Below are 21,122 nucleotides of genomic sequence, written 5' to 3'. Positions count from 1 at the left end.
GCTTGAACCGTTCTTTCGCGGGTCGGAAAATCATGTCACAGTCGGTCGGAGAGTTCTCGGAGACGAAAAATCACGTGCTTCCCTCGTGGGCGCCCACGACGGCGGCGGAGGGTGCGGGTGCACGACGCAACCCGGAGCGTTCGAAGGTGCTGAACAGCGCCTCTCGATGGTGGCCGGCCACCGCCGCTGGTGAGTATTCCCGCGCCCTGGCCGCGCGGCGTACCGCATCCTCGGGAACCCAGTCGCGGTTCGCAGCCGCCACGAGCGCTTCGGCGAGGGCAACAGGGTCTTCGGGCGGCACGAGGTCACCGACAACACCGTCCGTAATGATGTCGGAGGGTCCGAAATCACAATCAGTCGCCACTAACGGGAGACCGAATTGAAGCGCCTCGACAAGCGCGACGCCGAATCCTTCCCATCGGGAGGCAAGGACGAAACACCCGGCTCCGGACAATTTTTCGGTGGGATTCTTGACGAAACCGGAGAATTCGACACTGTCGTTCAGATCGAGGTCATTGGCGAGGTCTCGCAGTTCTTGTTCTTGCGGCCCTGTTCCCACAAGATCGAGGCGGGCGTTTGGTAGGCGGGTGCGTGCCATGGCGAACGCCCTCAGCAAGACGTCCTGCCCTTTTTGATACGACAACCGGGCGACGCATACGAACCGGAATGGGTCTTCTGGTGGCCGGGGCTCGCCGTGCAGGTCACGAACCGGGTTGGGAAGGTTGGTGACGGTGACCTGGTCAGGTATCACCGTGCGTACTTTCCGCGCCAAGGACTCGGAAACGGTATAGACCGCGGAGATCTGCGACCGCAGCAGCCTGCGCCACGCGACGAAGGCCAGCCGGGTCCGAACGGTACCGTCGCGTTCCTCCACCAGCGGGTTGCCGTGCAAGTGGCACACCAGAGCGCCCACGCTGACCCCGCGGGTGCCCAGCCAGGTCATCACGGTCGCTTCCACCTGGGGAACGACGACGACGTCGTAACGTCCGGACTTGATCAGCCGACGCACTGGCACAGGCATCTGCAGAAGACGGGGAACATTGAGGATATGGGCCGTGTAAGCAGCCGCATCAATGGCCGGTTCGTCATATGACGAGCAGTAACCGACGTGCACGTCCAGATCATCGAAGTTCTTCGCCAGCGCATCGGCCACCTCGTGAACGACCCGCTCAATACCGGCGAACGAAGCCGAAGGCGAAACCAGGTACAGCACTCGTAGCGCGTTCACGTCCCAGCCCCCGCCTCGGCGTACACCTGGTCGTAGTCCTTGGCCATTCGATCCACGCTGAAATAGTCCGAGCCACGAGCTGATCGTTCCCGCCACTGGGCGAGCGCGGCGGGCGAGCCCATCAACTCGCGCAGCGCGTCAGCGATCGCCGACGGGTCCTGCGGGGGCACCAGATGTCCACTCGCGCCGTTCTCGAGCACCTCAGGGATACCGCCCACGGTTGATCCAACAACTGCGCAGCCCGCAACCCGGGCCTCGATCACGGTGAGGGGGCAGGGATCGGCGAGCGACGCGGCAACCACGATGCTTGCCTCGTCCAGTAGCGGCCACGGCGTCAATGTCGAACCCAGGAAGTGAACGTTGTCCTGGATGCCCAGCGAAGCGACCTGCTGCTCCAAGTCCTCGCGCGACGGGCCCCAGCCGACGATGTTGAGGTGCCAGTCCGGAAAGTCCTTGTGTACCAACGCAAACGCATCGATGGTGTCGTTCACCCCCTTGCGCGGATGCAGTCCCGACAACGTCATCACGCAGGGGGTCTGCATGGGCCCGATGTCGTCTACCGGCAAGGTCATTCGTGCTGACTGAGCCGTGGCATTCAGGACTACTGAGACACGTTGGTCCGAGAAGCCCCGCTCCAACAACTGGGTCCGCTCCGCGCTGCTGACGGCCACGACGCGCTTGGAGAGTCGCATGAGCCCGGAGTGCTGGTCGAACGAGTTGTGCATCGTGGCGACGACAGGGCAGCGGAACACGGTGGCAACCGGCCGGGCGAGTACGACGGTCGACATCATGTGGGTGTGGAGAACATCGGGTCTGACGCGCGAGGCCAGCTTCAGTAGCGCCGCCTCGTACTGCACGGCGGTGCGGACGTTGACCGGCTCCGGCAACGGCGTGACGTGAACTCCCTGCTCTCGCAGGAGATCGTCGTACGAGCCCCGGGCGCTGGCGAAGTACACCTCATGACCCGACTTCGCCTGAGCACAGGCGAGATCGACGGCCATGTGGACACTCCCGTTGCCCCGCACCGCGTGTTTGAGCAGATGGACGATTTTCATTGGTCCCCTGGTGCCTGGAGGCTGTTATCCGTCGGCGCGAGCCGGGACTCGGGGGAGGGTGCAGCCCCCAAGGCTCGTTCCGCGTGATGAGTGGATACCCGTGCTGTCGGTTGATATGCGAAGGCTCCCTGCTTGCCCAGCGACTCGATTCCGTGCGAGCCCAGCAACGAGCGCGCGTCCGCCGCGCGGGCGGCGCTTCCGAGGGTGTAGATGGGGTAGGCGTTTTCGTGGATGGCGTCCCCTTCGAGTTTCAAGCTTCCGGAGAACAACCCCATCGACGCAACGTGCGAGCGGAAGTCGGCGTCGCAGTCGGTGGCGGCCAACGGCTCTTCGCCGGGAACTTCCACGGAGAAGTACTCCCGGCCATCGACCGTGCCGTAGAAGTCCGAGTGGACCGTCAATCGTTTCCACGCGCCCCCGTAGGAGAAGTTGTAGAGCACCGAACTGTCGAAACCCTTTGTGCCCTCGAAGCTGTAGAAGAGGCTCGTGAGGGTGACCGAGGGAAGCCGGACCGGCTGTTCGCCGATCAATTCCAACGCCGCCGGGATCGGGATGGTCGAGATGACACGAGGCGCGCGCAGCGCTCCTGCTGCAGTGTGGACGACGAACCCATCGTCAGTGCGCTCAATGGATTTGGTCGCCGTCCCGAGATGCACCTCGGCTCCAGCACTACGCAACCTGTCGACCGCAGGTTGGTAGAGGGCCGGAAAACCCTCCCGGCACCGGACCAGTTGGGTGTTGGTCCGTGGCTGTTGCTGCCCGTTGCGGGCGGCGATCACGTGGCGCAGCGCCTTACCTGCCCGGCCGTACTCGGCGATCCACATCATGCGGGATCGGGCGAAGTCCAGGTCTATCTGGTCACCTGGCATCCCGCAGAAGCGCTCGATGTAGTGGTCCAGGCCGCTGCGGTGGGCCAGTCGATCACCTAGCCAGTAGTGCGCAAAGTCGGCAGCCGTGTGTTGCCTGCCGCGCATCAACACGCGGTTCTTGGCGATGGAGGCCACGATCATGGAGCACTCCCGGGGCCCTGCGTCCAGCAGGTCGTCCCGGACGGAGAACGGATAGGTCGTCACCCTTCCCTGCGGGTTGACCCGGGTCCACGTTGGTTGGATCGGCACATACAGCGATAAGAGCTCGGGGAAGTGCGCCAGGAGGGGGGAGTCATCCTGGAAGATCAGGCTGCCGATGTCGAAGGTGTAGCCCCCGATATCGAAGCTTCGATGGTTTCCGCCGACCTCGGGGAACTCATCCACGATCGCGACGCTGTCCGCTCCCTGCCGCAGGAGCACCGATGCAGAGACCAGGCCGCTGATGCCAGCGCCCAGGACAATGGCGGAGTACGTCCCCGGCCCGCTCATGCGGCAACCCGGTGAGCAGAATGGGCTACCTGTGGCAGGTCACCTGGTTTCGCGGCGTGCTGGAGTTTGTGGGCCGCACGGTCCTGTTGGATCTTTGCGGCCGCGAGTACTCCAAGCGTCATCCAGAGCAGGCCAGTGGGATCGGAGAGGTCCGGGCCGGCCACGGCCTTGGTCACCAGCAGGGTGATCAACACCCACAGCGCTGGCCGAGCCTGCCGGATCGACAGTGAGCTGTAGGCGATGAGGGCGATGGCTGCGACAAACAACGCGGTTCCGACGATGCCGGTCGTGCTGACCAACGTGGCGATGAACGATGATGCGCGGCCCGAGCCAAGACCCACGCCCAACCCCCACGTCTCACCGAACACGTTGTACGACGCGACGTTGGCGTCCGTGCGTTCGGAGAAGGACGCAGTGCTCACCTTCCCGTTGAACGCCGAGAGGACAGTGCGCGCCGCTGGAGCTGCCAACCAGGTCAACGCCAGGACCACGAGGCAGCCGACGATCGCGGTGCCCAGGCCTACGCGCGCTCGAGCGACTGCGAACTCGAACGCGCTGAGAGCCAGCAGGATCACGGCCACAACCGCGCCCGCGATGATGAACGTCGTCGAGGTCGACACCGCCCCCAGAAAGGCCGCGACACCAGCAAGGATCAGCGGGGGGAAGCGGCGGACTCCGCGCAGCTGGCCCGCGCGGGCCAGCCCGTATGCGATGGCGACCAATGCGCTGCCGGCAAGGGCCGATGGCTCGGAGAAGATGCCCCGGAACCGAGGTGCGCCCCCTGGTGCAGTCTCGATGTAGGTAAGCGTTGGAGCGTTGTCGAAGACTCCGGCGGGGAACCACACGTGCAACTCAGTGGCCAGATAGCGCCACATCGATAGGGCCATCGCCAGGGACAGCGAGATGCCCAGGATGCGCGGGCCGGTGCGAGGGTCACGCGCCAGGATGATGACCACTGCGACCCCGAGGATGAGGTAGGTCAACTGGGCGATATTCGACGACGTCAGACGTCCCGCCTGCAGGATGTGGTGATCCGGGGTAACCGTCACCAGCCCGTCGAACAACGCCGGGGCAAGGACCGCCAGTCCGACGCACCAGATGATGAACGTGATCAACAGGGTCGTGCCGGGAATCTCCGGGCTGCGCAGATCCTCGATGTCACGGCGGAACATACTGCGCAGCACAGTGTCGATGACCGCGCAGCAGGCAACCGCATAGAAGGTGTAAATCACCAGATCGCCATGAACAAGGGCTGCGCCAGCTGAGGTAGAGCCGCCTATTGCAAGCGCTACCCCCCAGCTCCTATTCAGGGCCCCGTAAATGACCACCAGAATGGTGACCGCCGTGATAACGCTCACCGTTTGATGGTAGGGGAACCGCCGCTGCGGTTAGGTCGTAGTTGGAATACGTGACCTTTATCGCTGATTGCTGGGAACGCGACTCACCGTCCCGCCAAACTGGTAACTTCGCGCGAAGTTGCCCTGTCGCTTCGTGGTTGGGAGTCACTCCTCATGGCCGGAGCTATCGTCCACGAATGGATCTCCGTGACCGGTGGAAGCGAGAACGTTCTCGAGGTCATGAGCGGGGTGTATCCGGACGCGAAGGTTTACTGCCTGTGGAATGACTCGACCGGCAGGATCGAACCCAGCCGGATCGAAGAGACGTGGCTGGCTCGGACACCACTGCGCCGATCGAAGGCGGCGGCGCTGCCGCTGATGCCGCTCGCGTGGCGGGCGGTTCGCAATCCGGAGATCGAGTGGGCCCTCATCAGTTCGCACTGCTTCGCCCACCACGTTGACTTCGGTCGTCCGGACCTGCCCCGATTTGTCTATGTTCACAGTCCCGCGCGATATGTGTGGAACCCGGAACTGGATCTGCGGGGCCAGCAGCGTCCGGTGCGCTGGGCTTCGCGAGGTCTGCAGAAGGTGGACCGCCGTCGCGCTCAGCAAGGGGCGATGTTCGCGGCCAACAGCGAGTGCGTGCGCGATCGCGTCCGAACGGCATGGAACGTGGATGCCCGGGTGATCACCCCACCGGTCGAAGTCAGCGCCATTCAGTCAACGGAGTGGACCGCTCAGCTGAATGAAGATGAGCAGAAGATCCTGGGATCCCTCCCCGAGGTCTTCGTGCTGGGTGCCTCGCGCTTCATCCCCTACAAGCGCCTCGATCTGGTCATCCGGTCGGGCGAAGCGGTCGGGCTCCCTGTGGTGCTCGCCGGCGCCGGGCCCGAAGCAACTCGACTCCGAGCCCTCGCCGAGGTGGCAACCGTCCCCGTGACCTTCGTGGACTCTCCGAGCAACGCGTTGCTTCGGGCGCTGTACCAACGCGCCGAGGTGTTCATTTTTCCGGCCGTTGAGGATTTCGGAATCATGCCGGTTGAAGCGATGGCGGCCGGAACTGCGGTCGTGGCCCAAAGTCGGGGCGGTACGGCCGAGACCGTCGTTCCCGGGGTTTCGGGTGCCGTCAGTGATTTCGAGGACACGACCGCCATCCGACGTGCTGTCCAGGCGGCGCGCGAGGTGCCGGCTGACAGTGTGCGTGCCCACGCGCAGCAGTACTCCCGTGAACGATTCGAGGAGGAGATCAAGCAGTGGGTGACGCCGTGACCGCGCCGGTCGTCGTGAACGGCGCCTTCCGCTCCCAACGCGTGACAGGCCAGCAGCGGTACGCCCGCGAGATCGCCGATCGGCTGACCACGTTAGGGGCCTTCCGTGAGGTGGTCCCGACGGGTCGATGGGCATCGTCCGCATCGCGTGAATGGCTCTGGACGCTCACGCAACTGCCGAGGGTCTCCGGCAGCGGGATGGTCTCTTTGACCTCCCGGGCGCCGGTGAGCAAACGACAGGTGCTGACGGTGCACGATCTGTTCGTCCTGACCAACCCCGAATGGTATTCGCGGGGGTACGTCGCAACTCACGCTCCCGTTCTGCGGGCCCAACTGGGCACCGCGAGCGCTGTGGTCGCGGTCAGTGATCCGATAGCACGGGACGTGCAGGCTCGCTTCGGTGGTGAGATCGCGGTAGCCCCCAACGCACCCAGTGAGGTCTTCACGGCCCGGCCCCAGGACGACCTCGAGGCCGCAGTAGCGACACTGGGTCTGCAGGTCGATAGTTTCCTTCTCTGTGTCGGCAGCCTTGAGCCGCGCAAGAATCTGAGTCGTATCGTGCAGGCGTACGCGGCACTGCCGGCGTCGGCCCGAAGTCGCTACCCGCTGGTGCTCGCCGGTGGGTCGGCAGACATCTATCGGTCGGCGGACCTTCCCTCGGTGGATGGGGTAGTCACCACGGGGTACGTATCGGACGACGTCCTTCGGATGTTGTACCGGGCATCCACGGCAGTCGTGTTCGCCTCTCTCGCAGAGGGATTCGGTCTGCCTCTGGTGGAGGCTGCTGCGGCCGGCGCGCGACACCTGGTGATATCCGACCTGCCGGTGTTTCGGTGGATCTGTGGCGACGGAGCGTGGTACGTCAACCCGGTGCAAGAGGCCGCGATCACCGAAGGACTGCGCGCCGCGATCGACGGCCGCGTGCCGACACTGACCGTTGATCTTCAGCGGTTCACCTGGGAGCAGTCCGCAGCGACTGTCGCCCAACTGGCCACCCGATGCGTGGGGGAGAAGGGGACATGACCGAGACTGCGCTGAGCGGCCCGAAGGATGCTGCCGGACTGAGAGTTGCGATCGTGATGGCTTCGGCCGGGCGCGCTGAGCTACTCGGGCAGGCGCTGGACGATCTGCTCAAGCAGAGCTATCCGGTCGCCGCACATGTGGTGTCCGTGCCCGATGAGGACAGCCTGCCGCGCGATGTGGACCCCACGTGGCAGGTCGTCAGCGGGTCACGTGGGCTGACCGCGCAACGCAACGCCGGACTCGACGCACTGCACGACATCGACGTCGTGTTCTTCTTCGACGATGACGCCGTCGTGCACAACGACTACATCAGTGCTGCAGTCGACTACTTCACCGACAACCCGCAGTGCCTTGCCATCACCGGAACGGTGCTCGCCGACGGCGTGATCACGGGTGAGATCGATCGTGACCCGGCCCTCGAGCTGGTCCGCCGCTGGCGCCCGTCACCGAACGGCCCCACCTCCCGCCCATCGCGCACCCTGTTCGGTGCCAACTTCGCTATTCGCATCGGCAAGGTTCCTGACCTGCGTTTCGACGAACGACTGGTCCTCTATTCCTGGTTGGAGGACCACGACGTCGCGCGCCGCTTGGGCGCCGTCGGTGATCTTGCCAAAATCTCAGACGCCGTGATCGTGCATCGGGGAGCGTCCTCAGGGGGTCGCACCAATCACCTGCGCCTTGGCTACTCGCAGATCATGAATCCGGTGTATCTGCACCGGAAGGGGAGCTTTCCGGTGTGGCTCACGGCGTGGGAGATCTTCAGACCGACGGCGAAGAACGTTGTGTATGCTTTTTACGGGCCACAGCGTTCGTGGCGGCGGGTTCGCCTCGCTGGCAACGCTCGTGCCGTCGGGGATGCCTGTCGTGGACGTATAACGCCGGAGCGAATCGTCCAGTTCTAGTTCAGAACTCACAGAGATCAGTTCACGCCTTCTCCATCAGGTCCACTCTCGCGGAGCACCGCAGGAAGACCAGCTATGAGAACTTCGGTAGTGCGAACCGTCGGTGGCGTCGTCGCATTGAGTCTGCTGGTAGTCACCCTGATCGCGGCGGCAGCGAACCGGGCCAGTTCTGAATCGGTTTCCCTCACCGCGTCCTCCACGGCGCGTGGCACCAGTGTGTCCGCGTTGATCGATGCCGCGGAGAAAATCCCGGCGCCGGCGGTCGCACCCTATGCCGGGGTCGGCGCGGCGGCGAATGACCTTCGAAACCCAACCGCTGCCGACTTCGCCCGTCCCGCGACGGTGTGGCGTTCGGTCGGCGCGGCGGTCGGATCGTGGGTCGAGTTCACCTGGCCGAAGTCGGCCAGGGTCAATCACCTCCGGGTGGACGCGGCGGGCGGCGCAGCGGGGTCTTACAGCCAAGCGCAGCTGTCCTTCGATGGCGGCAGCCAGATTCTTGTGGTGCCGGACCGGCACGGCAATGTGTCGCTCAGTTTTCCGCAACGTTCGGTCCACTCGGCGCGACTTTCCTTCATCGCCGCCCCCAAAGAATCCACCCACGTAGCACTACAAGCGGTGGCCATCGACGACAAGGGTCCGTCCGCGGCACCAGCCACGGTGATCCCGGTACCGACCCTCACCTCGTCGGGGTCGTTGCCTGGCACGTCGCCGGCCGCCGCGGTCGACGGTTCGATCGCCGCCGGTCAACTGGGAGCAGTGTGGCGGGCACCCAGCGGGAGCACCTCCTCGTGGTTGGCCGAGACCTGGGCCACCCCGGTGCTCGTCAGCGCCCTCCAGGTCGCCGGGCCGTCGGTCGCCGTCCCCGCTCAATCGGCGACTGTCACCTTCAGCGACGGCACGAGTGTTCCTGTGGTCGTAGGCTCCGGCAGTCAGCCGGTCAGCACGGTGGCGTTCGCTGCGCGGTCGGTGCGGTGGGCCCGTCTGCAGATTTCGGGTACGAACGCCGCGATCGGTGAGTTCAGGTTGATCCCGTCAGGGACCACGCCACCAACGTGGCCGACAACTTCCGGTATCACCACCACGTCCCCCGCCGAGACTGCAGCGTGCTCGGCGAATGCCACCGCCATCGGGACTGCACCCTCAGCCTCCCAGCTGGCTCTCGTGTGCCCCGCCACGGGCACGGCGGTCAGCGGCTCAGCTCGGGTCGTCATCGCCGGTCCGGTCGGCGCGACGGTCACCGCCTCCGCATGGGTATCCGGCCCCAACGCAGTTCGTCAGATCTCGAGCGCAGTCATTCCGGCCTCAGGGCGCTCTGTCTTCGACATCCCGACCGCCTCGCTGATGGCGGGGCCGGTCGGGATCAAGTTTGTGGCCAGCACGTCAAGCACTCCGCTCTATGTGCAGCTGGTCAATAGGACCGGCGTCGCGGTCGCTGGCAAGAGTTACGCGCCCGGTGGCATGACATTGCAGTTCTCCGACGACTTCACGTCGCCGCTTTCGGTGTCTGCCTCGGGTTCCTCCGCGAAGTACGCAGCGCTGAAACCAGATGGGGGCGGGGGCGCGCAGTTCGGGGATGCGGTGTTCTCCGACCCCGCCGGGGGCAGCGGGTTGTTGTCCACCAACAACGGCAACCTGGTGATCAGTTCGCAGAACACCACGACGGATCCCAACGGCTGGGGCCGTAAGTACGCCGCCGGCCTGATCTCGTCGACGCGGGTCGGCGGGTCGGGATTCGCGGCGCAGTACGGATATTTCGAGGCCCGCATCCTGGCGCCGGCAGGGACGGGGACCTGGCCGGCGTTCTGGATGCTGAACTCCCAGAGCGCGGTGGCTGGTCAGAACAGTCACTCCGGCGAAGTGGATGGCGTCGAGCTGTACGGCAACTATCCGATGGGCAGCTGTCACTCGATGCACAACTGGCCGGCCACGGATGGACCCATCACTGGTACCGCCTCGTGTTTCTCGGGTAACGGGGCAAGCGATTGGGCGCTGACCTGGCACACGTACGGCGTCCGGATCCGCCCGGGGGGCGCCGACTATTACATCGACGACAAGTTGGTCGCGAGCCACAACGGTTTAGTCCTGGACAGCGCGCCGTACTTCTTCATGGTCAACCTCGCCCTGGGTGGGGGCTGGCCGGTCAACCTGAGCCCCACGGGTGGAGTGGTGTCGATGTACGTGGACTGGGTGCACGTCTACAACTAACCCTGACTGGGCGCAGGAACCTTCACGCCTCTCCGCCACAGTTTGCGCTTGCCCTGCGCGAACCGCGCCGTAATCAGCCGGGTCGCGACGGGACGCGGAGCGGCGAGAGCCACTGCGCACCAGCCCGCTACGGCGAGCCGGTAGCGGGCCGACTCCGGGCCGGGTGAGAACGGGGACCGGATGGTGTCGATCAGCAACCGGTGCCCGCAATCCCCTGGGACTGCTGGTAGGTCAGGACGCAATCGATGGTTGGCGACGCGTAACTGCAGCAGGTGTCGTCCTCGGCGCAACGGTGCCAGATCCGGCGGTAGACCGGCCACCTCCCGGCTGTATTCATGCCGGTGCACCGCGGTGCCTACCTGCTCGGAGAACGTCGTGTCGCTGGCCAGGAGATAGCTGATGTTCGCGCCGTGCCGGCGGTACTTGACTGCGGGAGTCGAGATCGATACGACATCGCCCAGGTACGGGGCCGCCGCCAGGCAGGGTGAGTCGATGGCTCGGCCGCAACGCGCGTAATCCAACGGGAACAGGCGGTCCAGGAAGTTGCGGCTGTAGGCGTTGCCTGACCCCGGTGGAGTCGGGTACTCCGTGGTTGACGTCATCCAGTGACGGATCTGGACCGGCGTGGGCGGTACGGCCAGATCAGGGTAGATCTGGCCCGTCGGCGATCCGTCGGCATCGATCGTGATCATCGGGAACTGCACCTTGCTGACGCCGGGGTGCCACACCTGCTGGACAAGTGTTGCCACGTTCGGCAGGAGGGCATCGTCGGAGTCCAGGAAGATCACGACATCGCCGCTGGAGGCGGCGTACCCGACGTTTCCGGCTGAGTACTGTCCCCCGTTGTCCTTGAAGATGGCGGTGATCCGGTCCCCGTACTCGGAAATGATCCGGCGCGAGTCATCGGTCGATCCATCATCGACGACGATGATTTCCTTGTCGGGCCACTGCACGGCCAGCGCGCTATCGATCGCCTCACCGATGTAGGCGGCGTAGTTGTAGTTGGGAATGATGATGCTCAAGCGCTGCATCGGCGCGGTCGCGCTGGTCGCCGAGGTGGTGACCTGGTTCATGGCGTCGGCCTCTTCCGTCGGCGGTGGACCCGTCGGGCGACGTAAGCGGCCTCTACGCCGAGCAGGAGCGGGATCCGAAGTTTGGTGCCGGAGCGAGTGATCTCGCCCTCGCGCCACATCGATGAACCTCGCAGCGCTGCCAGCGGACCGTTCCAGGCCCGGAGATGCCACGTCTCGTCGCGCCCGAAGTCGTGCGATCGAACACCGATCATGAGGGCGTCAACGGCCCGGGCGTCGGGAAGCACCAGAGCCCGCTGGAAGCGGCGCCATGCGGCCGGCACGTCCTGCGCCAGTCGGGTCGCCGAGTCGGTCGGCAGATCGTCCAGGTAGGACACGACACCCGCGAATGCGGTCTGCGCAGTCGGCTGGATCCGGGCCCGGTAACCATCCCGTTGCAAGTTTGAGACAGGCCCGTCCGGACCGGGAGCGAATGTGCGAACACTCGGCAGCTCGGGTTCGAAGAGCCACTCGATGTATTGCCAGTAGCGCAGGAGGGCGGTGTGGGCGAATTCGACACGGTAGTCGGCTGATTCGGTCAGCAGACCGTAGGAAGGGACAGCTGTGGCGCCGCGCAGTGGTCGGAACGAGCGAGCCATCAACGCGGTCGAAAACGTCACGTCGGGGAACGCTTCGGCCAGGAGCTGGCCGGTCGTGCCGTACAAGCCGGTATCCACCAGCATGATGTGACGACGAGCGCCGCTCACCTGCTGCAGGTGGGTCTGGAAGAGCGCGGTCTGGTCAGTGATCGCGGCGTGGGCGGCGTCGCGGAACGCCGGACTACGCAGCGCCTCGAGGATCTGCGTGCCGGTCGTCGAGGTGGTTTCGTCCGAGGGGGTGTCGATGCCGCAGATGGCATTCACCGCAGGTTGCAACCCTCCTCGCTCGAACTCGTAGTGCAGCGCCGCTGCTGCCGCAGGTCCAAGAACGCCGCTCTCGAGCGGCTCGACGAGAGCAGCGCGCAGCGCAACCAGTCGCGACACCATGAAGTCGCTGCCCGCGATGGCTGGTGTGAGTTTGGTTGCGGCGCAGAAGTGTTGGAAGCACAAGTTCATCCGCAGTCCACCGCGAGCGCAGAAGAGCGCAGCGAATCGGTCTGGATCGGGTAGCAGGGACTGCAGGTCCCACAGGCGCAGGCAGAAGTCCGCGACGATGGGCCCGAGGACCGTCCGACCGAACTCTTCCTGCGCCGTAGCCTTCGTCATCGTCGCCGGATCCAGGTCTGGCGCGCGGAGCGGATGCGGCCCAGATTCCGAGCCCTCGCCGTACGCGCGCTCATGGGCAGATGCATCGCCTGCCACCCGGCCCGGGTCGCCATCTCAACGTCGGAGTGCCATGAGTCGCCGACATGCAAGATGTCCGATCCGGGGGTGGCTTCCGCCGCGGCGACAGCGGGAAAGAGGTGACCGCGGTGTTTGGTGGCCGACATCTCGGAGCTGGCATAGATCCGGTCCACCGGGACGTAACCCACCACGGCATCGAACAGTGTGCGGATGTCCTGCGCGCTGTAATAGGTGTCGGAGGTGGCGATCACGCGGGTACCGGCGTCCCGGAGTTGCGCGACCACCTCCAATAGTTCGTCGTTCGCACTCAGGTGGTCTTCATCGGTCGCGACCTCGTAGTCGGCGAACACGTCTGCTGCATCCGCGGGCAGGCCGAGGGCAGCCACGCAGGTTGCCGTGATCTGTCGGAGCTTCACGTCGCTGTTGGGGGCGCCCAGATGGAGCGCTCGGTACGCGTTGTCGTGCGATATCCAGCGCATCCGGGTGAGCGCGTCTCCTGAGACCCCCAGCTGCTCGGAGGCCAGGTGACTTGCCTCGCGGAACCGTTGGGTCTCGGTCGAACCGTCGCGCAGGAGCAGCGTGTCAAAGACGTCCAAGGACAGCACCGAGTGCTCCCCGCTGCGGATTCGTTCGACCACCTGGTCGAACGCCGTACGGTCATGGTGCTTTGCGCGCGATACCCGCCCGTGCCGCATGGGCGACAGTATGCCTGCGTACCGATCAGCGGCGGCGGGTAAATCACGAGCATGTAAGCAACTCAACAAGGGCAGCTACTCGGCGAGGACCAGGAGGGAGTACCCGCCCAACACCCGTACGGCGACATCCGGGTTGGCTTTGAAGGCCGCTCGTCGTGGGAAGGCCATGATCTTGCTGGATCGGGCTTGGTTGGGCAGTTCCAAACGGCTGGCGGTGTAGAAGTGGTCGATGACCCGGTAACCGGTATCCCTTAGCGCCGCCAGCGCGCTGTCCTTGTAGAAGTAATGAATGTGACCCACGCCTTCGCGCAATCCCATGATCGGGGTGCTGCGCGCTACGGACTGGGCCGATATGTCCAACGGGATGTGGAAGATCTTGTACTTCGCTTTGGTGCGTAGCTTCGTCAGAAAGCCGTAGAGGTCATCGACGTGCTCGATGACGTCGATGGTGAGCATCAGATCGTAGGGCGTGATGTCCTCAGACAGCAGGTCACCAAGATGGAACGAGACGCGCTCCGACCCCTTGTCGACGGCGCGTTGGTAGGCCGCGGGAGCGATCTCGTAACCGTCGAACTGGGCCTGGGGAAACTCCTCCGCGAGGTTGAGAAGGATTTCACCGGTACCACAGCCGATCTCGCAGATACGTCCTTCGCCCAGGCCGTGGCGCCGCATCATCGTGGCGATCTTGCTCGCTTTCCACGGCGAATCTTCTTCGTGCCAGCTGGGGTTGTTGGCGCCGTACTCTTCGCCTTCGTACATGTCTTTCATGCGCGCTCCTGAGGTGGGGCCGGCGGACTTGGACGTGCGCCTCCCTGCGGCGCGCGGTTGACACCGCACCGTGATCGTAGGTGGACGCCATCGCCTTCTGGTGGGCTTTCTCCAGTTTTTGTAGCGCATCGCCGACAATCACATCGGGATAGGTAACTGCAGCGTTATGAGGATCACATCGCGGTGAATGTCCCAGCCGCTCAACAGGCCACGCCACGCCGAAGACCGCCGGTAGGCTCGCCGGGGTGAGCGTTATCGCTGTCGGCGACGCGGATGCCTAGCTCTACCGATCGGTCGCCGCGGCCAGCCACTCCCGCCGCCAACCCCTCGTACCGCCGGGGCGTTGTCATGGTGGCGGCTGCCAGCTCGATCGCTCCGATCGTGGGCCTCGTGGCCTCGCCGTTGCTCTCCCAGAACCTGGGTGTCGACGGCAGAGGCGCTCTGGCCGCGGCGCTGGCGCCCAGTCTGATGCTGATCGAGGTCGTTCACCTGGGTATGCCGGACGCCGTCGCGTACTTCTCCGCGAAGCATCCGTCGTTTCGCCGCAGGGCCGTCGTGCTCGCTGCCCTCATGTCACTGCCCGTAGTCGTCCTCGGGGTGGTGGTTGTCATGCTGACAAGCCCATTCCTGGCCAGCGGCTATGAAGGCCTGACCACGCTGATCAATCTCGCTGCGCTGTCGGTACTACCGATCGTCATGATCGGGTTCCTGCGGGGCGCGGCGATCGGTGCCCAGCGGTGGACGATGACCGCCAGCGAGCGCGTGCTGAACCCCGTGTTGCGGATGGTCGGACTCGTCGCCTGCGCTGTTGCTGGGGTTCTCGACCTACGGAACGCACTGCTGGTGATGATCACCGCTCCCTTGCTCGCCGGGCTGCTCTACCTGCCACTGCTGCGGGCGCCGGCCCGGGAGGCGGGAGCCACGCTCGATGCGCCCAGCGCCAGAATGCTGCTCAGCTTCGGCACGCGGTCGTGGATCGGAGGCATTGCCACGATGCTGATGGCGCGGCTGCCTGAGCTGCTGATTGCACCACTGTCCGACTTCGAGCAACTGGGGCTTTTCGTCGTCTGTCTGACGATCAGTGGAGTCCCGTTCGTGGTTGTTTCCGCCATTGCCCAGGTGGTCTTCGGCTCGAACGCTGCCGAGCGCAACGACGACCGCCTGCTGGGCACCTCCAGTGTGAGTTTCGTGATGGCAGTGGCTATTTCGCTGGTGCTGGCCATCACAGTGCCGTGGTGGATCGAGCCCATCTTCGGGCGTGGTTTCCAAGCTGCGGTAGTTCCTACGTGGATCGGTCTGCTCAGCTCCGTGGTGCTGGTCCCGGCCATGATCGCGGGGTCGGGCATCATGGCCGCCGGTCGACCCGGTCGTCGCTCGATCGCCTTACTCCTGGCGTTGGCCTGCTACACGGTGCTGCTGCTGGTGATGGTTCCGTCGACAGGTGCCACCGGGGCGGCCTGTGCGGATCTCGTCGGCAACCTCGTCGTCGGCGGCTATTGCATCCGCGTGTGTCAGCGCGACCTGGGGATGTCGCCGTGGCGCTTCTTCATTCCACGCCGCCATGACCTACTGCGGCTGCGGGATGCGGCAACGACGCTGGTCACTCGCCGTCGCTCCGCCTAGCCGCACTCCGGCCCCGTGGAAGGCCCGTGGAATGAGGACCCGCAGTCACCGTGCGGACGAGGCGACCAGATCGCGGTTGACGTACCACGCATCCCACTGGGAGTACTGCGGGAAGACTCGCTCCAACCCGTGGTCGGCGAGAAGGGCATCGATCGGCCCGGCCGTCGCCTCGTTGTGTTCAACGCTCATCAGTGAGATCGAGCGTGCCCCCAGATCGAAGTTGGCGAGAATTTCCAACTCGCTGCCCTCGGTGTCAATCGACAGGTAGTCGATATGCGCAGGCGCTTCGTACTGCGCCAGCAGATCATCGAGACTGATGGTTTCGATATCCAGCTCGCGACCGCTTTCCCGGGCGGAGTCGAAGTGTCGACCGGCAGAGAAGTCGGCGATACCGCTGAGCTCGGGGTCGGTCGAATCTGTGGCGATGAAACGGACGGTTTCGCCCGACTTGGCGGCGACGCACCGGGTATCAATGGCCACGTTGCGGTTGTCGTGCAGCGCACTGTGCCAGACCGGGTTGGGCTCGGCGAGGATGCCGGTCCATCCGAACTGGTTCTCGAGTATCCAGGTATTGCTGTTGGTCTTGCCGTCCGTGGCACCGAACTCCACGAAGAAGCCCTCGCGCAGGTCCCCTAGTTCGAAACGCACCCACAGGTCTTGCAGGATCTGCGAATGGGATTGGGTGCGGTGCGCGGCCACGAACGCCAGGAACGCCAGATTGGGGTCGACAAGCAGTGCCTCGGTTTCTGGACGCCGCAGCCGCAGGGAATTGAAAAGCTTGCGCTGCGCCGTCGGGTTGGCGATCAGGCGGTGACCAATACTTGCTCCGGCCGAAACGGTTTGATTGGTAATACGGCCCATAACGACTCCGATCCAGGTGCTGCTAGAAGTTTCTCAACGCGTCATAACCCTGGAACATAGATGTTCAGGGAGAGATCTGTGCCGCGTCCGCCGGTGGGTGTGACTCACGTCGCAGTGAGCGGACCAGCCGGGCCGGACTACCGACGTACAGACCGTCGGGCGGCAGGTCTCGGGTGACGAGGGATCCGGCGCCGACGACGCAGCCGGCGCCGATCGTCACCCCCGGTAACACCGTGACGCCTGCCCCGAGCCATGAACCAGGGCCGATGACAATGGGCGCGCTGGTGATGTCCCCGGCTCGCCGTTCCGCTGCACCGATCCGGTGCGATGAAGTCAGGAGGGTCACGTTCACGGCGAGCCAGCAATCATCGCCGATGGTCACCTTCTCGAACCCGTCGATGGTCAGTCCCGCGTTGATGAAGACCCGCTGGCCAAGCACCAGTCGGGTGGTATTCATCCAGCATCCGGGACCGATGTCCACAACGCTTCCGATGCGGACTCCGGACGCTCGCCAGGCGAGGGTGCGCAACTGCTTTCCCAACCAGGGCGAGGCACCAGCCGTATTGATCAAGCTACGGGCCAACCGGGGATGCACAGTGCGAGTGTGGCATCCGCTGCGGGCCACGTGTGCTGGGATTGCGCGAATTGCAGTGAGCCGAGCAGGCCACGTCATCGTGACGGTTACCCGACCGTGAATTTCTTGCGAGCGGACCATCCGGTTTTTGCGTTCACCGTGGAAGCCGGACCGGCCGCCGGTAACGTTCGGCCCATGTTTGCTGTGGTCTCGCAGAGCCGCTGGTGGTCTTGACGTGCTGCCGGGCCCGGTCATGCGTCGCGCAGATGACCGCGCGGATGATGCCCGTCCGACCTACCGGGAGTGCTTACTGGCCGGGGCCGGCGGGGATGACCTGATAGCGACTGCTATTGCCAACTCAGCCCGGTCGACTCGTCTGAATTACGAGTCAGAGGTCGAACCGGGCATCCGGACGGTCGCCTCGAGTGTTGTCGGCCCGCTTTTCACCGCGTTCGTCCTCTGGGTCGTCCGTGACGCGGCGCAGCGCGGAGCCACCGCCGTGCACTTCCTCGCACGCGATGGCCAGATCATGGTGCCGATCGCCCAGCAGATCGCAGATTGGCTGGGCGTCGACATCCGGATGACGTACACCCTCGCCTCCCGTCAGGCGTTCCTGATGCCCGCGCTCCCGGTCGATAGCAGCGATCGCGAGTTCGTGGAGGCTGCGCTTGAGCTGGCCTACTACGACGAGATCACGCTGGAGGAGTTCCTCGCCGCCCTGCGCCTAGGAGCACAGCAGCGCGCTGAGGTGGCTCAGCACAGCGGTCTTGGCCTCGACGTTCCCGCGTCAGCGTGTGGGCCGCAGGCTCGCAGTGCCCTGAGCCGGGCGTTGCTCGCGCCGGGCATCGTGTCGATCCTTCGCCGTACGGCGGTGCGCGAGCGATCTGCCACGCTGGCCTACCTGGAGGAGGTTGGTGCTTTCGAGGCAGGCGAGTTCCTCGTTGTCGACCTCGGATGGAGGGGGACGACGCAGCGACGGCTGCGGCACCTGCTCGGCGACCGCGTCCGGATCGTCGGCTACTACCTCGGGTTGGGCAACTGCGTGCTCGACGACAGCGATATCGCGCAGGCGTGGCCTGCCGAACGCGGATGGAAGACCTCGCTGCTGGAAGCGCTTGCGACCTGCGACCACACAACCTTGCGCAGCTTCGTCCCGGACGGGGACGCAGGGTGGGTGTGTGATCCGCCGATCGAGGAGGACACTGCTGCTATTGAGTGGGGTGCGCGGCAACAGCAGGAGATGGCAGCCGAGTTCACCCGCCACTTGTTGGCGACGATCAGCGCCGACTCGGTGGACCTCGACGAATTCCAGCGGATGGCCTCGGCGGCCGCGATCACTTCCTACAGACACTTCTCCCGGACGCCCACTCGCGCGGAGGCCCAGGCCTATGGCGCGTTGGTTCACGACGCCCGGTCGACCCACAACGGTGGTCACGAACTGGCACCGGCAGTCACGAGTCTGCAATGCCTGCGGCACCTTCGCAGCCAGCGTGAGCGAGCGCAAGTCTCCCGGTGGTACGAAGGCTCCCTGGTCCGTTCCAGAGCGGTGATCCCTCTGGCGCTGGCGACGGTATTGCGTGGGGTTGACCAGGTGCAGTTGCGACAGATCCGCCGCGAGTCTCCCTTCTCACGCTGACCGCTGGGCGGCTGCCGAAGGAACCACCGGGCACATCGAACCGTAGGCTGGGGGCGTGCCGACCTGGAAGCGCTGGGGGAACGACAACATTCCCGAGGTGTTGCGCACTCTCGGCACGACCCGGCCCGAGCCACACCCCGACCCGACAGAGTCGAATGCGGTGACGCAGCCGGTTGACTCGTCCGTCGTCGAACGAGCCGTCTACCTCGACGGTCGTCGGGTCGACCGTCCGGAGACGATCGGTGAGGTTCGCGACTGTCTCGCTCTGCACGAGACGGAGGCGGGCAGCGCGCCGATGGCGTGGATCGGCGTACATGGTGCCAGCGAGGATCAGATCCACGAACTGGCGGCCACGTTCAACCTGCACCCATTGGCCGTCGAGGACGCGATCCTGGCCCACCAGCGACCCAAGATCGAGCGGTACGGCGACACTCTCTTCGTGGTGTTGCGGGCGGCGACCTATGAAGACCGCACGGAGACAGTGACTTTCGGTGAGATCCACGTCTTCCTCGGCCCCGACTTCGTGATCACGGTCCGGCACAGCGCGGAGCCCTCACTGAAGCCGGTGCGTGAACGGCTCGAAGCCAATCCGGAGCTGCTGGCGCTGGGGCCGGAAGCCGTGCTGTACGCCGTTGCGGACTATGTGGTGGACGGTTACGGGCCGGTGGTCGCCGGTCTGGAGAACGACATCGACGAGATTGAAGCGCAGGTCTTCGAGTCCGACCCGACGGTGTCGCGGCGGATCTACGAGTTGTCCCAGGAGGTCCTCGGATTCCAGCGGGCGGTCCGCCCCTTGCTGGACGTGCTGCATCGCATCGAGGAGGGCTTCCCCAAGTACGGCACGAAGGAAGAACTGCAGAACAACTTCCGCGACGTCGCCGACCACGCCACGATCGTGGCCGAGCGGGTCGGTGGATTCCGCGAGTCCCTGGCGAACATCCTGACCTTGAACGCGACCATGGTGGCGCAGACCCAGAACGAGGAGATGCGCCGGCTGACCGAAGCGGGGATGGCGCAGAACGATGAGGTCAAGAAGATCTCGGCGTGGGCGGCGATTCTCTTCGCACCGTCGCTGATCTCCGGTATTTACGGTATGAACTTCGCGTCGATGCCCGAGTTGAGTTGGGCCGAGGGCTACCCGTTCAGCCTGCTGCTGATGGTCCTGGTGTGCGGGACGCTGTACTTCCTGTTCAAACGCAACAAGTGGCTGTGACACGAGTCCGGGGGCTCCATGACTCGTGGTCATGAAGCCCCCGGACTGGGTGGGCCAACAGCGCCCGGTTGATCAGGCGTTGGCGGTGACTGCGGTGATGACCGCGTCGCGGTCGATCTGAGCGAGTACGGCGCTCAGGGCCGGATCGTCGGACTGAAGCAGAGCGACCAACACCTTGTCGGCGCTCAGTTGCGGGCCGCCGAATCCACGGCGTCCGCCGCGACCCGGGCCACGCCCGCCGAACTCGCCCGGGCCACGCCCGCCGAACTCGCCGGGGCCGAAACCCCACTCGCCCGGACCCGGCCGCATTCCCTCCCGGGGGCCGCCCGGTGCGAACCGGTGGTGGCCGTGGTGTCCGCGGCCACGAGGACCGCGCTCGCCACGAGGACCGCGGGGGCCCTCCTCGCTGAAGTCGCGGGGACCGGCCTCGCGCTCCTCGTTCAGACGCTCCTGCGCATCGTCGAGCCGGCTCTGCGCGAAGTCCATTCTCGCCTCGTGCATCAGCGTGGTCACCACCTCGCGCAGTTCGGGGCTGAACCGGCGCATCGGGCCGAGGCGCTCGCTGCGCGGGCCACGCCGACCGCGGCCACGACCGCGCGGGCCGAAACCGTCGCCCCGCCGGCCACCGCCCCAGCCGTCGGCGATATCGGTGCCGAAGCGTCGGCGTACGGCGTTCCGGACGGAGTCCAGGTCGATGCCCACGGCAGCCAGCGCTTCACGGTCGGCCGCCAGGTCGTCGTCCAATTCCTCATCGTCCGAGGCGGATTCGGCCTCCGGGGCAGGGGACGGGTTGGCTTCGTGGTAGGCGATCACGGCTGCCTCGGCAGTCGGGAAATCCAGACCGGCCTGCATCAGCGCACGAGCCGCGTCACCGCGGACGTTGGCCAACAGGCCGAGCAGCAGGTGGTCGGTGCCCACCTGGTCGTGGCCCAGCGTGCGGGCCTCGTCGATCGCCTGCATGACGGCGATCCGGGTTTCAGTATCGAAACGGTTGAACATGTGGTTCTCCTTGAAAAGTTGTGG

General features: G+C 65.2%; 18 protein-coding genes. 7 read left to right on the top strand and 11 right to left on the bottom strand.

Annotation, left to right across the window (positions count from 1 at the left end; genetic code table 11):
- Positions 1–70: 70 nt before the first annotated feature.
- The 4 genes from AZH51_RS06390 to AZH51_RS06375 are packed head-to-tail and all read right to left on the bottom strand — an operon-like array spanning position 71 to position 4,873.
- Positions 71–1,228, bottom strand: a complete 1,158-nt coding sequence (locus AZH51_RS06390; RefSeq protein ID WP_291522485.1) for a glycosyltransferase — start codon at positions 1,226–1,228, stop codon at positions 71–73.
- Positions 1,225–2,283: a glycosyltransferase family 4 protein gene (locus tag AZH51_RS06385; protein ID WP_291522484.1), complete on the bottom strand. Its 1,059-nt coding sequence runs from the start codon at positions 2,281–2,283 to the stop codon at positions 1,225–1,227. Before AZH51_RS06385 ends, AZH51_RS06390 begins: the two co-directional genes overlap by 4 nt.
- Positions 2,280–3,641: an FAD-dependent oxidoreductase gene (locus AZH51_RS06380; protein WP_291522482.1), complete on the bottom strand. Its 1,362-nt coding sequence runs from the start codon at positions 3,639–3,641 to the stop codon at positions 2,280–2,282. The genes AZH51_RS06385 and AZH51_RS06380 overlap by 4 nt, the downstream gene beginning before the upstream one ends.
- Positions 3,638–4,873, bottom strand: coding sequence for a hypothetical protein (locus AZH51_RS06375; RefSeq protein WP_291522480.1), 1,236 nt, complete (start codon positions 4,871–4,873; stop codon positions 3,638–3,640). The genes AZH51_RS06380 and AZH51_RS06375 overlap by 4 nt, the downstream gene beginning before the upstream one ends.
- 279 nt (positions 4,874–5,152) lie before the next feature.
- On the opposite strand from AZH51_RS06375, the gene AZH51_RS06370 reads away from it, so the two are divergent.
- The 4 genes from AZH51_RS06370 (at position 5,153) to AZH51_RS06355 (ending at position 10,376) form a co-directional block, all read left to right on the top strand.
- Positions 5,153–6,247 carry a glycosyltransferase gene (locus AZH51_RS06370; protein WP_291522478.1) on the top strand — a complete coding sequence of 365 codons (1,095 nt, stop codon included), beginning with the start codon at positions 5,153–5,155 and terminating at the stop codon, positions 6,245–6,247.
- A complete protein-coding gene (locus tag AZH51_RS06365) occupies positions 6,232–7,269 on the top strand; it encodes a glycosyltransferase family 1 protein (RefSeq protein WP_291522476.1) in 1,038 nt (345 codons plus the stop codon). Before AZH51_RS06370 ends, AZH51_RS06365 begins: the two co-directional genes overlap by 16 nt.
- Positions 7,266–8,171 carry a glycosyltransferase family 2 protein gene (locus AZH51_RS06360; protein ID WP_291522474.1) on the top strand — a complete coding sequence of 302 codons (906 nt, stop codon included), beginning with the start codon at positions 7,266–7,268 and terminating at the stop codon, positions 8,169–8,171. The genes AZH51_RS06365 and AZH51_RS06360 overlap by 4 nt, the downstream gene beginning before the upstream one ends.
- 75 nt (positions 8,172–8,246) lie before the next feature.
- The gene (locus AZH51_RS06355; protein WP_291522473.1) at positions 8,247–10,376 is read left to right on the top strand and encodes a family 16 glycosylhydrolase; all 2,130 of its coding nucleotides are present in this window, start codon (positions 8,247–8,249) and stop codon (positions 10,374–10,376) included.
- On the opposite strand, the gene AZH51_RS06350 is transcribed toward AZH51_RS06355, so the two are convergent.
- From AZH51_RS06350 to AZH51_RS06335, 4 genes are all read right to left on the bottom strand, one after another.
- Positions 10,373–11,449: a glycosyltransferase family A protein gene (locus tag AZH51_RS06350; RefSeq protein ID WP_291522472.1), complete on the bottom strand. Its 1,077-nt coding sequence runs from the start codon at positions 11,447–11,449 to the stop codon at positions 10,373–10,375. The two genes, AZH51_RS06355 and AZH51_RS06350, sit on opposite strands and share 4 nt — an antisense overlap.
- A complete protein-coding gene (locus AZH51_RS06345) occupies positions 11,446–12,651 on the bottom strand; it encodes a hypothetical protein (protein WP_291522471.1) in 1,206 nt (401 codons plus the stop codon). The genes AZH51_RS06350 and AZH51_RS06345 overlap by 4 nt, the downstream gene beginning before the upstream one ends.
- A complete protein-coding gene (locus tag AZH51_RS06340; RefSeq protein WP_291522469.1) occupies positions 12,648–13,424 on the bottom strand; it encodes an HAD family hydrolase in 777 nt (258 codons plus the stop codon). Before AZH51_RS06340 ends, AZH51_RS06345 begins: the two co-directional genes overlap by 4 nt.
- 75 nt (positions 13,425–13,499) lie before the next feature.
- Entirely contained in the window at positions 13,500–14,192 is a 693-nt protein-coding gene (locus tag AZH51_RS06335; protein ID WP_291522466.1) for a bifunctional 2-polyprenyl-6-hydroxyphenol methylase/3-demethylubiquinol 3-O-methyltransferase UbiG, read from the bottom strand.
- Between the two features lie 273 nt (positions 14,193–14,465).
- On the opposite strand from AZH51_RS06335, the gene AZH51_RS06330 reads away from it, so the two are divergent.
- A complete protein-coding gene (locus AZH51_RS06330) occupies positions 14,466–15,815 on the top strand; it encodes a lipopolysaccharide biosynthesis protein (protein ID WP_367188032.1) in 1,350 nt (449 codons plus the stop codon).
- Positions 15,816–15,860: 45 nt separating this feature from the next.
- Here the strand turns inward: AZH51_RS06330 and AZH51_RS06325 are convergent, their stop codons facing one another.
- Together AZH51_RS06325 and AZH51_RS06320 are read right to left on the bottom strand one after the other, a co-directional pair.
- Positions 15,861–16,676 carry an FkbM family methyltransferase gene (locus tag AZH51_RS06325; RefSeq protein ID WP_291522464.1) on the bottom strand — a complete coding sequence of 272 codons (816 nt, stop codon included), beginning with the start codon at positions 16,674–16,676 and terminating at the stop codon, positions 15,861–15,863.
- A 64-nt stretch (positions 16,677–16,740) separates the two neighbouring features.
- Positions 16,741–17,133 carry a DapH/DapD/GlmU-related protein gene (locus AZH51_RS06320; protein ID WP_291522462.1) on the bottom strand — a complete coding sequence of 131 codons (393 nt, stop codon included), beginning with the start codon at positions 17,131–17,133 and terminating at the stop codon, positions 16,741–16,743.
- Between the two features lie 370 nt (positions 17,134–17,503).
- On the opposite strand from AZH51_RS06320, the gene AZH51_RS06315 reads away from it, so the two are divergent.
- Entirely contained in the window at positions 17,504–18,886 is a 1,383-nt protein-coding gene (locus AZH51_RS06315; protein ID WP_291522460.1) for a hypothetical protein, read from the top strand.
- 55 nt (positions 18,887–18,941) lie between these two features.
- Positions 18,942–20,099: a magnesium and cobalt transport protein CorA gene (locus tag AZH51_RS06310; protein ID WP_291522458.1), complete on the top strand. Its 1,158-nt coding sequence runs from the start codon at positions 18,942–18,944 to the stop codon at positions 20,097–20,099.
- Positions 20,100–20,171: 72 nt separating this feature from the next.
- Here AZH51_RS06310 and AZH51_RS06305 read toward each other — a convergent pair whose 3' ends face one another.
- Positions 20,172–21,098, bottom strand: a complete 927-nt coding sequence (locus tag AZH51_RS06305; protein ID WP_291522456.1) for a Clp protease N-terminal domain-containing protein — start codon at positions 21,096–21,098, stop codon at positions 20,172–20,174.
- Positions 21,099–21,122: the final 24 nt, after the last annotated feature.

It is taken from the genome of Branchiibius sp. NY16-3462-2 (assembly GCF_001594145.1).
GTDB lineage: Bacteria > Actinomycetota > Actinomycetes > Actinomycetales > Dermatophilaceae > Branchiibius.
The sequence above is the reverse complement of the archived record's forward strand: the minus strand, read 5'-3'. Positions and strand labels throughout refer to the sequence as shown.

Bases quoted from the DNA above. Each gene is read 5' to 3' on its own strand.
- AZH51_RS06350 (WP_291522472.1), bottom strand. From the start codon at position 11,449: ATGAACCAGGTCACCACCTCGGCGACCAGCGCGACCGCGCCGATGCAG.
- AZH51_RS06320 (WP_291522462.1), bottom strand. From the start codon at position 17,133: ATGAATACCACCCGACTGGTGCTTGGCCAGCGGGTCTTCATCAACGCG.
- AZH51_RS06335 (WP_291522466.1), bottom strand. From the start codon at position 14,192: ATGAAAGACATGTACGAAGGCGAAGAGTACGGCGCCAACAACCCCAGC.
- AZH51_RS06315 (WP_291522460.1), top strand. From the start codon at position 17,504: ATGCGTCGCGCAGATGACCGCGCGGATGATGCCCGTCCGACCTACCGG.
- AZH51_RS06340 (WP_291522469.1), bottom strand. From the start codon at position 13,424: ATGCGGCACGGGCGGGTATCGCGCGCAAAGCACCATGACCGTACGGCG.
- AZH51_RS06305 (WP_291522456.1), bottom strand. From the start codon at position 21,098: ATGTTCAACCGTTTCGATACTGAAACCCGGATCGCCGTCATGCAGGCG.
- AZH51_RS06345 (WP_291522471.1), bottom strand. From the start codon at position 12,651: ATGACGAAGGCTACGGCGCAGGAAGAGTTCGGTCGGACGGTCCTCGGG.
- AZH51_RS06380 (WP_291522482.1), bottom strand. From the start codon at position 3,641: ATGAGCGGGCCGGGGACGTACTCCGCCATTGTCCTGGGCGCTGGCATC.
- AZH51_RS06325 (WP_291522464.1), bottom strand. From the start codon at position 16,676: ATGGGCCGTATTACCAATCAAACCGTTTCGGCCGGAGCAAGTATTGGT.
- AZH51_RS06385 (WP_291522484.1), bottom strand. From the start codon at position 2,283: ATGAAAATCGTCCATCTGCTCAAACACGCGGTGCGGGGCAACGGGAGT.
- AZH51_RS06360 (WP_291522474.1), top strand. From the start codon at position 7,266: ATGACCGAGACTGCGCTGAGCGGCCCGAAGGATGCTGCCGGACTGAGA.
- AZH51_RS06355 (WP_291522473.1), top strand. From the start codon at position 8,247: ATGAGAACTTCGGTAGTGCGAACCGTCGGTGGCGTCGTCGCATTGAGT.
- AZH51_RS06370 (WP_291522478.1), top strand. From the start codon at position 5,153: ATGGCCGGAGCTATCGTCCACGAATGGATCTCCGTGACCGGTGGAAGC.
- AZH51_RS06330 (WP_367188032.1), top strand. From the start codon at position 14,466: ATGCCTAGCTCTACCGATCGGTCGCCGCGGCCAGCCACTCCCGCCGCC.